Origin of the sequence: Photorhabdus thracensis (assembly GCF_001010285.1) — a bacterium.
Lineage (GTDB): Bacteria > Pseudomonadota > Gammaproteobacteria > Enterobacterales > Enterobacteriaceae > Photorhabdus > Photorhabdus temperata.
In genome coordinates, this window is sequence record NZ_CP011104.1 from 1,499,201 (window position 1) to 1,513,630 (window position 14,430).

Below are 14,430 nucleotides of genomic sequence, written 5' to 3' on the forward strand. Positions count from 1 at the left end.
TGCCTCTCAGAATTGCACCACACGATCACAAGTCAACATGGCTTCAGCGAGCGTTCCCAATCCACTTAATTCAAACCCTTCAGCCAGGTTTGCAACAGGTAAATTCAATTCATTCGCCTGCTGCGTATCAAGGACACCACGGCGAAGAGCGGCGGCAATACAAATATGTATGCCAAACCGATGCTCTGTTGCCATCATCTGCCACGCGTTAACCAAATTAAACTCATCACTGGCTGGCGTGGTCAATTGATTACCGTTATAAACCCCTTCCCGATAAAAAAATACGGTATTCAGTTTATGTCCCATCGCAATCAAAGTTTGCGCGAACTGGTAAGCACTGCTGGCTTGCTGGGTACCATACGCAGGCCCCGTTACCAGCAGACAATAAGACAGCGAAGACATTACCGTTCGGGCCCTAAGCATTCCCCATTTTTAAACTGGCGAATATAGAGGTAAACAGTATGTTTAGAAATATTTAAACGCTCAGCAACCTGATTAATTGCGTCTTTAATATCAAAAATGCCTTTCTCATAGAGATTCAGAACCACCTGTCTATTCTTTGCATTATTAGATACATTGCGATCAATATTAACTTCTTCAATAGTATATTCCAGCGTTTGCGCAACCAAATCATCCACGGATGATGCAAAGTTTACATTTGTTGGTGCAACGTCATGGGTTTCCTCTGGAATAAATGTCTGAATTATTTCAGAGAAAGGGACATCAAGATTCATATTAATGCACAAGAGGCCGATCACTCTGCGATTCCGGTTGCGGATCGCAATAGTGACTGACTTCATCAATGAGCCGCTTTTCGCTCGGGTAAAATAGGCTTTGGATACACTACAGTCTTCATCTGTAATGTCATGTAACATACGCAACGCAAGATCAGTGATAGGTGAACCTATTTTACGACCTGTATGTTCTCCATTAGCTATTCTGACCGCTGAACATTTAAGATCTTCCAGTGAATGAAGGACAATCTCGCAATGCCCACCAATCAGCATAGCCAAGCCATCAACTGCGGCTTCATAAGATTTTAAAATTTCGCGATCCGTTTCAGTAAACGGTTGGTTTTCCAATAAATCGATATCATTGATATCACCAGATAATAACGGGTTAGACATTAAATACACCATCCTTCAAACGCAGACAAGGTCTTGCTAAAAACACAACGTGATAAACGTATAAAAATTTCTTGTGAAAATTCAACTATTGCAGCTTAACAGAGATCTCAGCCAAAGATCTTTTCATTCACATCAAATATTGACGTTAAAACCACATTACATCATCGTCAAGCCATAGCTATTCAGACATTTGGCCTATATCACAGCTTTCAGTAACAAAAAACCGTTGACAGAATCTCTACCAACGGTTTTATCCACATTCATCAAAGATACTTAGTGAATAGCTTACTTAGCTTTGGTATCCGCTTTCACATCCAGCAGCTCAATATCAAACACTAATGTAGAGTTTGCAGGAATGCCTGGAACACCAGCCTTACCATAGGCCAGCTCTGGTGGAATAACCAGTTTGATTTTTCCGCCTTTTTTCACATTTTGCAAACCTTCTGTCCAACCAGGGATAACACCGTCCAGACGAATAGAAAGTGGTTCATTACGTTTATATGAACTGTCGAACTCTTTACCGTCAATCAACGCTCCCTTATAGTTTACGATGACAGTGTCACTTGCCGCAGGCTTTTTACCACTCCCTTCCTTTTCTATTTTATACAAAAGGCCGGTTTTGCTCTTAATGACGCCTTTTTCCTTAGCAAAAGCTTCACGATATTTAGCACCCTTAGCTTCATTATCGCTGGCTTCTTTTTCCATCTTAGCTTCAGCCGCAGACTTCACTTTGCCTTCAAATGCACGCAAAGTATTTTCAATTTCGCTGTCATTCAGTTTGCTCTTGTTATTAAAGGCATCCTGTACACCCGCCAACAATTGATCTTTATCCAATGGGATACCCAGAGATTTCTGCTCTTTTAGGGTGTTTTCCATATAACGCCCTAAAGATGCGCCCAGAGCATAAGAATTTTGCTGATCTTCTGTTTTAAATGCGCTATTCAATTCTGTACTGCTCTGACTATCCGCTTTAGCAGCCAACGCCTGAGGAGCGCTGAAAGCCATCGCCAATGTGGCAGCAAGCAAGGTAACTTTAAACAATAATTTCATCTGTTTCTCCAATAGCTTTGGGGGATATTTACCGTCAGCAAAAGTTATGCAATCAAGTCACTATAACTGTCTACAGGAGCACAACACAATATTTGCTGCTTTTTAGTGCCCCAAAACTGTTAAGACAACATGAATGAAAAGAGGTTTCATAACAACCCTATTTCACAGAATATTCTGGGCATAATAGGTTACTCTTAATTAATATGAGGTGTCTAACACAAGTCATACACGACCTGAAACGGGAGAAAATCATGGATCTGTCAGAATTTGAGCAACGGCTTGAGCATTTGGAAAGCCGAGTTGCCTTTCAGGAAATAACTATCGAAGAGTTGAACGAGGTGGTTACTGAGCAGCAAATGGAGATGGCTAAGTTAAGGGAGCATTTGCGGTTGATGACAGAACGATTGAAAGCCACTCAACCATCAATGGTCGCTTCACAGTCTGAAGAAACGCCACCACCTCATTACTGATTTTAACTAAGTAAAAAAACAACCAGTCACAATACACAGGGCAAGTAAGAGAAACCGACTCTCCCAAGCTTGCCCCGCTTTTTTGAAGATTAAAGCCTGATAACCCGCTTTAATCTATCAATGGCAGCTACCGCCGCCGCAGCACCCATTCCCTTCATTATGGTGATGATGATGACCATCGTCATGGCCGTGACCACCACAGCAACCACCTTCACCATGTTCGTGACCATGCGCGCCGTGAACATGACCATGAGCCAGTTCTTCTTCGGTCGCTTCGCGGATAGCAATAACTTCAACATTGAATTTCAGATTCTGACCAGCCAGCATATGGTTACCATCAACCACAACGTGCTCATCTTCAACCGCAGTGATTTCTACGGGTACCGGTCCCATGTCGGTATCAGCCAGGAAACGCATGCCAACTTCCAATTCATCAACACCAACAAATACATCTTTTGGCACACGCTGAACCAAATTGTCATCATACTGACCATAGGCATCATCAGCCTGTACGCTGACATCAAAATTCTCACCAGCCTCACGGCCTTCCAGCGCTTTTTCCAAACCGCTGATCAATGAACCACGGCCATGCAGATAGTCCAACGGCGCACTCACCGGTGACTCATCAACTAAAACACCATCTTCCGTTCTTACCTGATAAGCCAGGCTGACTACCAAGTCTTTTGCTACTTTCATGACATCTCCTACCCGTGGGTCTAAAAATTTTTACCGATTGTAGCGGAATTCTAAGCCTCTGTACCCACCCACATTAAAATTCACACAATTATTGTGGTGTAAAAATACCAATAACCTGCTCCTGTTTTCTCACATGAGAGGCCACTTTCTCATCAGTTTGGCGTTGTTGATAATCACAATGGACACATTCCACCACATCCACCTGATCTTCCCGCCACATTGCCAGCGTATCCTGAGAGTGACATTCAGGGCAGACAGCACCAGCAATAAATCTTTTACGACTTACTGTCATCATTTGCTCCGCGACTATTCATATGTTCGTGTTCATTCCAACCATCCGGTTGAAGACGCTCATTCAGCATTTCCCGTTCGAACAACTCTTCCAATTCCCGTCGTGCCTCTTTTATACGGGATATGTGAGCCACATCACCCTGTAGCTGTGGCATCAATTCTCTCAGCATTCGCATATCCAACCGCTGAAAATGATGTTTTGCACGATAAGCCTTATGCGGGTGCATTCCCAGTCCGACCAGCGTCTTACGGCCCAATTCCAATGCGCTGGAGAAAGTTTCGCGGGTGAAATTTTCTACACCATTCTGTAGCAGTTCATGCGCTTCCAGGCGTCCTCTGGCCCGCGCCATAATATGCAGATTCGGGAAATGTTTTTGGCATAAATGAACGATCATCATGGTATCTTCCGGCTCATTACAGGTAATAACAATCGCTTTAGCTTTATCCGCCCCTGCCGAACGCAGCAATTCCAATTCAACCGCATCACCATAATAAACTTTGTAGCCATAACGCCGCATGGTACTCACAACACTGACATCACGCTCCAGCACTGTTATGTGGATTTTATTCACCATCAGAAGACGGCCTATTACCTGCCCAAACCGGCCAAAACCAACTAAAATCACTTGTGGGTCGTTATCTTCCACAAATGGCTGTTCTTCCGTCTCATCCAGGGCATTATAACGACGTGCCAAAATAGCATCTATCAACTGCATCACAAGCGGCGTTGTCATCATTGATATCGTCACCACAACCAGTAACAAAGCCATCTGTCCGCTATTGAGTACATTTTGGCCTAGTGCGGCAGAAAACAGAACAAAGGCAAATTCCCCGCCCTGGCTGAGAACACCGGAAAATTGCAAGCAGGATGAACCCCGTAAACCCGCAATCCATGCGATGAGATAAAGAACAACGCCTTTCACCATGACCAAAGCCAATACGCCAAGTAATACATCGGACAAATGTATCAGTAGCACCCCCAGATTCAGGGACATACCTACCGAAATAAAAAACAGTCCTAGCAGTAATCCCTTGAACGGTTCTATGGAGATTTCCAGCTCATGGCGATATTCACTATCTGCCAGCAATACCCCGGCGATAAAGGTTCCCAGTGCCATAGAAAAACCCAGCGCTTCCATAAACAGCGCCGAACTGAGCACTACCAATAATGCCGCCGCAGTAAACACCTCACGTACTCCAGCTCTGACGACCAAACGAAACAACGGACGTAACAGATAACGGCCACCCAGCAACATGATGGCAAAAGCGGCTATTTTTAACGCTATCCGATACCAGTCACTGGATGCTGTTTCACCTGCCAGAAGCGGGATCAATGCCAAAGCTGGGATCACAGCCATATCCTGAAACAGCAAAACAGAGAAACCAAGCTGCCCGCCTTCATTGCGGTTCATCCCCTTCTCTTTCATCAGTTGCAGAGCCATTGCTGTTGAGGACATCGCCATCCCGATACCACCGATAACCGCCGCCTGCCACGAAAAATCTGTCAGATATAACAGCCCAGCCAGCACACCTGCGGTGAAAATAACCTGGGCTGCACCGACACCAAAAATCGATCGCCTGAGTTGCCAGAGTTTAGAAGGGTTAAGTTCAAGACCGATGATAAACATCAGGAAAACGATCCCCAGTTCAGAGAAATGAAGAATATCATCAACATCCCTGATAAAACTGAGCCCCCACGGGCCAAGGACAATCCCGGCAAACAAATAACCTAATACTGCCCCAATCCTGAATTTCTGTGCGATAGGCACTGCCACTACCGCAGCAAATAAAAACAATACCCCGGCGCTGAGTTGCGCTGAATGCTCCATAGCTATAGCCCTCCTAATGATAATGGCGATTTAAGCCACTCACGATAAGCATTAGCATGGATGGCAAGAAGCTCAGGTTTTTGACGACGTGCCCAATAAATAATGATCGGTGATAACCAATGCATACGGCACATGGATGCTGTCAGTTCAAAAGGGCGAAGAATCTCTTCCATCGGATAGAAGTTATAACCATCAGCCCGAAAAGCGCCTTCCGGTTCTCCGGTTGTGATCACTGAACGCCAATATTTCCCCTGTAATGCCAACCCGGTGGTACCACTGGCAAACCCCCGCGTCAGCACGCGATCCATCCACTCCTTTAATAAAGCCGGACAACTGTAGGTATATAATGGATATTGAAAGACAACCACCTGATGTTCACGAAGCAGTTGTTGCTCATGGTGAACATCAATAAAAAAATCTGGATAAGCTCTATATAAGTCGTGAACCGTAACATGCTCTAAATCCAGCACAGGTTGCAACAAAACGCGATTTGCTACTGAATCCTGTGGCTCAGGATGGGCATACAGCAGCAGGACTTTAGGCGGCTGTAACATCGTTCCCTCCTCAAGAACGTGTCAGGACACGTATTTTCCGTTACCATGCATACAAAGTGACAAAATCAGGGCGCTTATTGTCCCATTACTTTCTAATAATTTAACATACTCTATACAAACGACACCTATGATTGTTTTCTCTTCATTACAAATTCGTCGCGGAATCCGTGTCTTGCTGGATAATGCCAGCGCCACTATCAATCCCGGACAGAAAGTTGGTCTGGTAGGGAAAAATGGCTGTGGTAAATCTACCTTACTTGCACTATTAAAAAATGAACTTCAGGCTGAAGCAGGAACATTCACTTTTCCCGCTAACTGGGCGCTGGCTTGGGTGAATCAAGAAACACCGGCACTGGAAATACCTGCTCTGGAATATGTCATTGATGGTGATCGTGAATTCCGTCAACTGGAACGGCAACTACAATTAGCCAATGAAAAAAATGACGGTAATTTGATCGCTCATCTACACAACCAACTGGACACGATTCAAGCCTGGACCATCCGTTCAAGAGCATCAAGTTTACTTCACGGTCTAGGCTTTTCTCAGGATCAACTGAATCAACCAGTACGTGCGTTTTCCGGTGGATGGCGTATGCGCCTCAATCTGGCGCAAGCCTTGCTCTGCCGTTCTGATTTGTTGTTACTTGACGAACCAACCAACCATCTTGATCTGGATGCGGTGATCTGGCTGGAAAGATGGCTGAAAAACTACCCCGGTACATTAATCCTTATCTCCCATGACCGGGATTTTCTGGACCCGATTGCCGATAAAATCCTTCATATCGAACAACAATCACTGTTTGAATACAGTGGCAACTACTCCTCTTTCGAACGTCAGCGCGCAACCAAACTGGCGCAACAACAAGCACTTTATAAAAGTCAGCAGGAGAAAGTGGCACATCTGCAAAGTTATATTGACCGTTTCCGGGCCAAGGCCAGTAAAGCCAAACAAGCTCAGAGCCGTATCAAGATGCTGGAGCGGATGGAGTTGATAGCGCCTGCCCATGTTGATAACCCGTTCCATTTCAGTTTCCGTAAACCGGAAAGTCTGCCAAATCCACTGCTGAAAATGGAAAAAGTCAGCGCAGGCTATGGCGAACGGACGGTTTTGAACTCCATCAAACTGAATTTAGTTCCCGGCTCCCGCATTGGCCTGCTTGGTCGTAACGGCGCCGGTAAATCCACGTTGATCAAATTACTGGCTGGTGAGCTGCAATCCCAGAGTGGAGACGTGGAACTAGCCAAAGGGATCAAACTGGGATATTTCGCCCAGCATCAGTTGGAATATCTGCGTGCTGATGAATCACCATTACAGCATATAGCACGCCTTGCGCCACAGGAAACAGAGCAGCAACTCAGGGATTATCTGGGGGGTTTTGGTTTCAAAGGTGATCAAGTCACTGACCCAAGCGGACGTTTCTCCGGGGGAGAAAAAGCACGTCTGGTTTTAGCATTGATGGTTTGGCAACGCCCTAATCTTCTGTTGCTTGATGAGCCAACCAACCACCTCGACCTGGATATGCGTCAGGCCCTGACAGAAGCGCTGATCGATTTTGATGGTGCATTGGTTGTGGTTTCCCATGACAGGCATCTACTGCGTTCAACAACCGATGAGTTGTATTTGGTTCACGATGGCCGGGTAGAATCTTTCAATGGCGATTTGGAAGATTATCAACAATGGCTGACAGATCAGCAGCGTCAACAAAATCAGCAATTACGTGAGAACAACGATAAGGAAAAAGAATCTTCCGGTCAAAGCGCTCAGGAAAGAAAAGATCAAAAACGGCGTCAAGCTGACTTCCGTAACCAAACGCAGCCATTGCGCAAACAGCTGACCAATCTGGAAAAACAGATGGATAAACTGGGTAACGAACTGACCGTATTAGAAAAACAGCTGTCAGACAGTGCTGTCTACGATAATAGCCGTAAAGCCGAATTGACTGAATATCTGCAAAAACAAAATCAAACCAAATCAAAACTGGAAGAAGTTGAATTAGCGTGGATGGAAATTCAGGAGCAACTAGAGCAAATGACGAAAGAGTTTGAAGGGTAAATACTTTCATAAATGACATTAAAAAAATAAAGCGGAGAAAACAATCCGCTTTATTTTAATAATATTTACACCAAAAAATCTTATTCATATTATCAACCCATCCGCAAAAATGAATATTATTATCGTAAAATTTTAATTTTAATTTTAATTTTAATTTTAATTCAAAAAATCATATGAAATTTATTTTCATCTAAAATTGCATTTATTAATCGAATCCACCCCTGTTTTTCTGATTCACATATTATCAACTAATGAAGAAAATAGTTCCGCTGCATTTATCAAATCACAGTCTATAACTGGACTCCATAAGACACCAAAATCAATCTCCATATCAGTTTCTAAAATTTCAATTAAATCAATATATTGTGATGAAATTGAACGAACCACTTTCTGCGGAACTAAAGAAAAACCATTATGTTTTATTATCAATTCAGTCATTACCATAATATCATTAGTTTTTAACATTAAATTCATACTCTTATTATCATAAATAGAAAATGTATTGATGCCGTCGGTAAAATCAAGAGACATATCATTCTCATCAGTATCAATAAGGTGATATAAGGAGGCTATTTCAGCATTTAATTCAGCAAAATTCTGAGTCCAATCATTGCCTTTTTTAAAAAGATAAACGAGTTTTTCAGTAAAAATCCTCTTAGGCATCAGTGATGAGGTTAACGGCAAAGGAACAATAGCAATATGCAATAGACCAGAATTTAACAAACTCATCTGCTGCTCGAATGGCAAACCTGTAATTAGCACAAGCACGGTTTTTTCCTGTTTACCTAAAAAAAGCGGCTCTTTCATTTTCCCAGAATCATAAATAGAAAAACAGGAACTCACATAAAGATAATTTGGTGAGTCGCCTTGCAAATCATGGTGAACCTGAATCTGAAACTGCTCAAAATGCCCCAGTAATTTCTGAGCATTCTCTAATGTTTTTTGCCCAAAATCAGTTAGCCTGGTCCCATTTGGCCCTCTGGAGAAAAGTAGAGCTCCGAATAATGCTTCCAGTGCATTAATTTTCTTTGTCAACGCAGGTTGTGAAATATTTAATATTTGAGAGGCCTTATGATAATTAAGTGTTTCAGCTAACACGATAAAAGCTTTTAGATTACGTATATCCACATTTTCACCACTCAGGTTTATCTCATATACTTTCTTTACGTTACTATTTCATAAATAAACTAAATTATTTGCACTTAAATTAATTAAACAAAGATTAAACAACAACTATACGATGATCAATTAATTTGTTCTAAAAAAGTCGGCGATATATATCACGATATTTCCCATAACGATTTACCCATGTTTCCCAGATAAACAAGTAAGTAATCCAATTAAATAAAATGCATTAGAAAATGATAATTTTTTTCATTTTTTAAAATTTTTCTATATCAATTACCAGCCATCCTGTGATATGTAATTCCTGCTATGCAGGATAGTGCAATTTACCTGACGCATGCTATTTTTAAATAAAAAGAGCAAGATCGCCGGTTATATGTATAATATTTTCTTATTTACCATAACGCTCAAGTTTGAATAAATTGATTGAAATTATCCCTTGGTATTCTTATTCTTAGTTTCCTCTCCATTTCTTTTTTGAGTAAATTAATGCTCAAATAACAATAATCCAAAAAATAATTAACTCCCATAAAAGATTCCTTAAACCATATTAAAAAAGCTCCTTGAACCACTCCTTACTAAAAATTTCCTTATCTCACACCCATTCTCAAATGCTAATTATTAGTTATTGCAATAAAACAAGCTAAACATATATAAATATATTTATCTCCTCTTACTAATACACCAAAAAACAAAAGCCGTAACAACAACAATACTCAATAATGTTAATCGCCCCCATATATCTGGAAAACAGGCTGCGGCCATAGCTGACCAAGCGATAATCAAGATAAAAGGAATTGTGTTCCACAAAAGATCTTTAATCCATATAAAAAAAAGATCTTTGAACCATTCCTTACTAAAAATTTTTTTACTCATACATTAATTAATCCGAACTCAGGTTAATTACATAGCTTAATATCTTTTACATATTTATTCGGTGACGACCATGATATCTTTGGGCATATTAAATAATTCTCACTCTCTAGTTTATAATTCACATAAAAAGCGGTAGGAAAACTCAAGAAAAATGCAACAATAGCTATCATACCAAGACAATTAACACAGATATCGTGATACTTTGGAGTACGCGCTGTCAAATTAAAATAAATAATAAAACTTAAAAAATAAAAAATCAATGGGAAGAAAAAAAACGCAATTATTATTCCATTGGAAAAAAAGATCATCTCAGCCATTGTAATCAATGAATATAGACTATCAACAACAACAAACACCCCAAAAGACATCAAAGACAATATAAAAAGCACCCCAATTATATTCATTATTTTTCTTTTTTTATCCACGACCATATCTCCCCCAATCATGAAGAAATTTATTTATATCAGCTACAGGGGTTCTCTTTCTATTATAAGCCTCTTTCATTAAATCAATGACCTTCTTGCTTATTCCATACCTATCATCTATATAATTTAACACTATGGCAACAACTAAACCAACCCCAACAATTATACCAGCTACGACAATGATGCTGGCACCTGCTACCAAGGCAGATGAAAGAAAAGCCCCCGTCACCCAAGAAGCAAAAGCTGCCACTGCTGTTTTAGCCAGCTCTACAGCAATATTCCCTAAGAAGTCAGCCAGCGTGTATTCATCCTTAAAGATATATTCAACAGTCCGATAAGCCAGAGAAAATAATATACAGAATTTCATTCCCTTAACTATGCCACTATTTATTCCTTGTTGCCCAATCCCCATAGATATCATCTTCATATTAGAAGCACTGTATCTTGATGCAGTGATGATTTTTCTAACCCCGGCATAGCCTGATATTTTAATATATTTTTTACCATATTTACCAACATACTCTGTCGCTGTAATCCCTAATTGTTTAAATTCTCTTACTACATTTGTAAAGTCAAAAGCATCATGCATATTACCTGCATATGACGCTATTGGATCGGCAACTGAGAACACCTTCTTCATAAATGGACTTTTAGGTTTTAGAGAGACAATATCCTGCAAAGCACTTTTCGCTTCTTCTAATGACAACAGTGCAATATACGTTGTATTCTCTCTTAACTGCTTCTCAAGACCAATCGCATCAAAGAACTCATGCTGAGGTTTTAATTGATCAACCCCAACATTACCTCTTAGGAAATCCCCCATATACCCCTCCAGGTTTTTCTCTTTTATAGAACAAACACCGCAGGGAAGTTAGAACTTTTCTATGAGGTCAAATTAACAGAAGCGAGCATTGTTGACGTTTCCTGCACCTACCCGAATTCGATAAATAATAATGAAATGATGCTGTATGAAAAAGTCCTTCTCAAATACAGATCTATATCCTGGAATCACGTAACAGCAAGCACATCAGCCTATAGCATATGGGATGACAGAATTTATTAAAAATAAGCCAAGCTAAGCATATATATGCCTTAGCTTTTACGCTTATCATTTATACGCTTCTCACTTATATATGAAAAAACAAAAAGACAAATAAAAACAACAACAACACCAAACAATGCTAACCATCCCCATATATCTGGAAAAAAGACTACAGCCATCATTGACCAAACAAAAATAATTATTACAGGTATAGTTGACCACAAAAGATCCTTAAACCATATTAGAAAAAGATCCTTAAACCACTCTCTGCTAAAAATCTTTTTTACTTTATTCATGATTAATTATTCCAATAATCTCAGAAACAATATCATCTTCGCTACACTTTTTCCCAATAAGGCTAACACCCTTTGACAATACAGGTTCAAATATAAAATACAACATTTCCAATTTCAGGTTGTATAACGCCCAGTAAAAAGGTGGACACTCTCTTTTTAGTTTATCGGCTGATACAGTAGCTTTATCAAAGTAACCATATGATTGAAAAGCAAATAAAGCACCATTTGCAAATTTTCGAATAGCGTTCCTTATAACAACATTACGAATTAAAGAAAGATATATAGCATCTGCTATCACAATAGATATAGAGTATTTTGTAGCTTTAGATGTTGATAAATTAGCAAAAACCTTTAATAACTTAAGATATATTATTTTTTTCGCTTCCTCATTCTGGTTCTTTAATAACTCGTCAGTAAATACCTTTGCCACTTCCTTTATGAAACTAAAATTCGTTCCGTTGACTATATTCCATATAGTCAAAATCATTCTCTTATCTTCACTATTTATTTTAGTATTTACATCTTCATAGCCATCAAAGAAATATGATGTTCTCCAAATTGCTCGCGTTGCCCCTCTCTCTATCAGATCTACTGTATCTTCTGCTACATCTCTTAGCTCACTACCTATCTCCTCTGCCTTTAGAGCCAACACTCGGTTGGCCTCTTGTGTCATTTTTATGTAATGTTCAATATAGTTTGCCATTTTTTATCTCCCTAAAAAATGAATTAGTCAAAAATCGCCACACTAGTGTTTAACGGATGGCGTTTCTAGTTTGAGTGAAAGAGTACGACCATCCGAAACTCTCATATTAATTAGATCAGCTTCAATTGACGATAACAGCTGAAAACATAGCATCATCATCAATGCCAGTTTCTCCTCTGAAACTAATGAACTACTCTCTAATGCATCATTGAGTTGTTGTAATAACTGCTCTCTATCTCTATCGTCCATACGTCTAAACCCATTCACAATTAAAATTAGAGTATAACACCATTATATAGAAAATAACCACATCGATTATATAATAGCAAAGCGTTTGTAAAGAGTAGCGCTTCAAATAAAGATATTATTTTTTAAATAAATAAATAAATAAATAAATAAATAAATAAATAAATAAATAAATAAATAAATAAATAAATAAATAAATAAATAAATAAATAAATAAATTGTTAGATACTTATGGAAAAAATTCAATATTGAACTATTAATTTTTTTATATTTTAATGTTAAGGTTACAATTCCACCACTAAGCACACAGCTTAGGTAATTTAAACAAAGAACTCATTATGCTTAGTAATGCTTACCAATAAACCACATAGCAACAAAAACAATAAAAATACCAACCAAAGTTAAACTAAACCATATATCTGGAAAAAAGATATTAGCTACAAATGCCCAAACAACAATAATCCCAAAAGGAATGACCTCCCACAAAAGATCTTTAAACCATATGAAAAAAAGCTCTTTGAACCACTCTTTGCTAAAAAGTTTCTTACTCATATTCACTCTCACACACTAACTACTTTAACAATTGTAGAAACAACATCGTCTTCACTGCTTTTTGTTCCAATAAGGCCAACGCCTTTTGACAATGCGGGTTCAACTAAAAAATACAACATTTCCAGTTTCTTGCTGTACAAAGCCCAGTAAAAATACGGGTGCTCTCTTTTTAACTTATCTGCTGACACAGCAGCTTTCTCAAAGAGACCATATGATTGAAAAGCCGTCAAAATAATATTACCATATCTTCTAATGCCTTCTCTTATAATCACATTCATAATTAAAGATTGATATATAATCTCAGCTACCGCAGTAGATATAGAATTTTTTGTAGTTCTAGATGCTACGAATGTTGATGAAATCTCCAATAATTTCTCTACTAATTTAGTATATATCCTTTTTTTAGCTTCATCACTTTGATTCTTTAATAATTCTTTAGAAAACACTTCCGTTATTTCCTTTATAGGATTTCGTCCTTTAGTTACACCCCATAGAGCTGAAACAAACCTTCCATCCTCACTATTTATTTGTTCATTTACATCACGATAATCATCGAAGAAATATGACCCACGCCTGACTAATCGATTGAACCCACCCTCCATTGTATTTACTGTATCTTCTGCGACTTCTCTTACTCCATCAACGGCCTTTTCTAGCCTTAAAGCCAGAATTCGGTCGGCCTCAAGTTTCATTTTTATATAATGTTCAATATAGTCTGCCATTTTTTATCTCCCTAAAAAATGAATTAGTTAAAAATCGCCACATTAGTGTTTAACAGACGGCATTTCCAATTTAAGTGAGAGAACACGACCATCTGAAATCTTCATATCAATCGCACTGGCTTGAGTTGACGATAACAGCTGAAAACATAGCATCATCATCAATGCCAGTTTCTCCTCTGAAACTAACGAGCTATTCTCTAACGCATCACTTAGTTGTTGTAATAACTGTTCTCTATCTCTATCGTCCATACGACTAAACCCATTCACAATTAAAATTAGAGTATAACATCATTATATAGAAAATAACCACATCGATTATATAATAGCAAAGCGTTTTTAAAGAGTAGCGCTTCAAATAAAATTATTATTTTTT

Annotated in this window: 19 protein-coding genes and 1 pseudogene; 3 read left to right on the forward strand and 17 right to left on the reverse strand. The window is 39.2% G+C overall.

Annotation, left to right across the window (positions count from 1 at the left end):
- Nucleotides 1-6: 6 nt before the first annotated feature.
- The 3 genes from tusD to fkpA form a co-directional block, all read right to left on the reverse strand.
- Complete coding sequence (gene tusD, locus VY86_RS05980; RefSeq protein ID WP_036839754.1) at nt 7-402, reverse strand: sulfurtransferase complex subunit TusD; 396 nt, start codon at nt 400-402, stop codon at nt 7-9.
- Nucleotides 402-1,127, reverse strand: coding sequence for a helix-turn-helix transcriptional regulator (locus tag VY86_RS05985; protein ID WP_021322893.1), 726 nt, complete (start codon nt 1,125-1,127; stop codon nt 402-404). The genes tusD and VY86_RS05985 overlap by 1 nt, the downstream gene beginning before the upstream one ends.
- A 285-nt stretch (nt 1,128-1,412) precedes the next feature.
- Nucleotides 1,413-2,177 (reverse strand): FKBP-type peptidyl-prolyl cis-trans isomerase, encoded by a 765-nt coding sequence (gene fkpA / locus VY86_RS05990; RefSeq protein WP_046974285.1) that lies wholly within the window; start codon nt 2,175-2,177, stop codon nt 1,413-1,415.
- A 251-nt stretch (nt 2,178-2,428) separates the two neighbouring features.
- On the opposite strand from fkpA, the gene VY86_RS05995 reads away from it, so the two are divergent.
- Entirely contained in the window at nt 2,429-2,647 is a 219-nt protein-coding gene (locus VY86_RS05995) for a protein SlyX (RefSeq protein WP_021322895.1), read from the forward strand.
- A gap of 117 nt (nt 2,648-2,764) precedes the next feature.
- Here VY86_RS05995 and slyD read toward each other — a convergent pair whose 3' ends face one another.
- From slyD to kefG, 4 genes are all read right to left on the reverse strand, one after another.
- Nucleotides 2,765-3,343, reverse strand: coding sequence for a peptidylprolyl isomerase (gene slyD / locus VY86_RS06000; RefSeq protein ID WP_046974286.1), 579 nt, complete (start codon nt 3,341-3,343; stop codon nt 2,765-2,767).
- A gap of 88 nt (nt 3,344-3,431) precedes the next feature.
- A complete protein-coding gene (locus VY86_RS06005; RefSeq protein WP_046974287.1) occupies nt 3,432-3,635 on the reverse strand; it encodes a YheV family putative zinc ribbon protein in 204 nt (67 codons plus the stop codon).
- Nucleotides 3,619-5,463, reverse strand: a complete 1,845-nt coding sequence (gene kefB, locus VY86_RS06010) for a glutathione-regulated potassium-efflux system protein KefB (RefSeq protein WP_046974288.1) — start codon at nt 5,461-5,463, stop codon at nt 3,619-3,621. The genes VY86_RS06005 and kefB overlap by 17 nt, the downstream gene beginning before the upstream one ends.
- Nucleotides 5,464-5,465: 2 nt before the next feature.
- On the reverse strand, nt 5,466-6,017 hold the full coding sequence (kefG, locus tag VY86_RS06015; RefSeq protein WP_046974289.1) for a glutathione-regulated potassium-efflux system ancillary protein KefG: 552 nt from the start codon (nt 6,015-6,017) through the stop codon (nt 5,466-5,468).
- A 127-nt stretch (nt 6,018-6,144) separates the two neighbouring features.
- Between kefG and VY86_RS06020 the strand changes: the two genes are divergently transcribed.
- Nucleotides 6,145-8,070, forward strand: coding sequence for an ABC transporter ATP-binding protein (locus tag VY86_RS06020; RefSeq protein ID WP_046974290.1), 1,926 nt, complete (start codon nt 6,145-6,147; stop codon nt 8,068-8,070).
- A gap of 234 nt (nt 8,071-8,304) precedes the next feature.
- Here the strand turns inward: VY86_RS06020 and VY86_RS06025 are convergent, their stop codons facing one another.
- The 4 genes from VY86_RS06025 to VY86_RS06040 form a co-directional block, all read right to left on the reverse strand.
- The gene (locus tag VY86_RS06025; RefSeq protein WP_046974291.1) at nt 8,305-9,198 is read right to left on the reverse strand and encodes a LysR family transcriptional regulator; all 894 of its coding nucleotides are present in this window, start codon (nt 9,196-9,198) and stop codon (nt 8,305-8,307) included.
- Between the two features lie 660 nt (nt 9,199-9,858).
- The gene (locus VY86_RS06030; RefSeq protein ID WP_046974292.1) at nt 9,859-10,071 is read right to left on the reverse strand and encodes a hypothetical protein; all 213 of its coding nucleotides are present in this window, start codon (nt 10,069-10,071) and stop codon (nt 9,859-9,861) included.
- A 23-nt stretch (nt 10,072-10,094) separates the two neighbouring features.
- Nucleotides 10,095-10,502, reverse strand: coding sequence for a DUF1240 domain-containing protein (locus tag VY86_RS06035; RefSeq protein WP_046974293.1), 408 nt, complete (start codon nt 10,500-10,502; stop codon nt 10,095-10,097).
- Nucleotides 10,489-11,319 (reverse strand): hypothetical protein, encoded by an 831-nt coding sequence (locus VY86_RS06040; RefSeq protein WP_082111185.1) that lies wholly within the window; start codon nt 11,317-11,319, stop codon nt 10,489-10,491. The genes VY86_RS06035 and VY86_RS06040 overlap by 14 nt, the downstream gene beginning before the upstream one ends.
- 12 nt (nt 11,320-11,331) lie before the next feature.
- On the opposite strand from VY86_RS06040, the pseudogene tssD reads away from it, so the two are divergent.
- Nucleotides 11,332-11,559 (forward strand): annotated as a pseudogene (gene tssD, locus VY86_RS23105) (type VI secretion system tube protein TssD); the annotation flags it as partial.
- Between the two features lie 29 nt (nt 11,560-11,588).
- On the opposite strand, the gene VY86_RS06045 reads toward tssD, so the two are convergent.
- The 6 genes from VY86_RS06045 to VY86_RS06075 all read right to left on the reverse strand — a co-directional run bounded on the left by VY86_RS06045 (nt 11,589) and on the right by VY86_RS06075 (nt 14,306).
- Nucleotides 11,589-11,834: a hypothetical protein gene (locus VY86_RS06045; RefSeq protein ID WP_046974294.1), complete on the reverse strand. Its 246-nt coding sequence runs from the start codon at nt 11,832-11,834 to the stop codon at nt 11,589-11,591.
- On the reverse strand, nt 11,827-12,537 hold the full coding sequence (locus VY86_RS06050; protein ID WP_046974295.1) for a hypothetical protein: 711 nt from the start codon (nt 12,535-12,537) through the stop codon (nt 11,827-11,829). The genes VY86_RS06045 and VY86_RS06050 overlap by 8 nt, the downstream gene beginning before the upstream one ends.
- Before the next feature lie 42 nt (nt 12,538-12,579).
- Nucleotides 12,580-12,786 carry a hypothetical protein gene (locus VY86_RS06055; RefSeq protein WP_046974296.1) on the reverse strand — a complete coding sequence of 69 codons (207 nt, stop codon included), beginning with the start codon at nt 12,784-12,786 and terminating at the stop codon, nt 12,580-12,582.
- A gap of 339 nt (nt 12,787-13,125) precedes the next feature.
- Nucleotides 13,126-13,335 (reverse strand): hypothetical protein, encoded by a 210-nt coding sequence (locus tag VY86_RS06065; protein ID WP_158019917.1) that lies wholly within the window; start codon nt 13,333-13,335, stop codon nt 13,126-13,128.
- Nucleotides 13,336-13,343: 8 nt separating this feature from the next.
- Nucleotides 13,344-14,057, reverse strand: coding sequence for a hypothetical protein (locus tag VY86_RS06070; RefSeq protein WP_046974299.1), 714 nt, complete (start codon nt 14,055-14,057; stop codon nt 13,344-13,346).
- A 42-nt stretch (nt 14,058-14,099) separates the two neighbouring features.
- On the reverse strand, nt 14,100-14,306 hold the full coding sequence (locus VY86_RS06075; protein WP_046974300.1) for a hypothetical protein: 207 nt from the start codon (nt 14,304-14,306) through the stop codon (nt 14,100-14,102).
- Nucleotides 14,307-14,430: the final 124 nt, after the last annotated feature.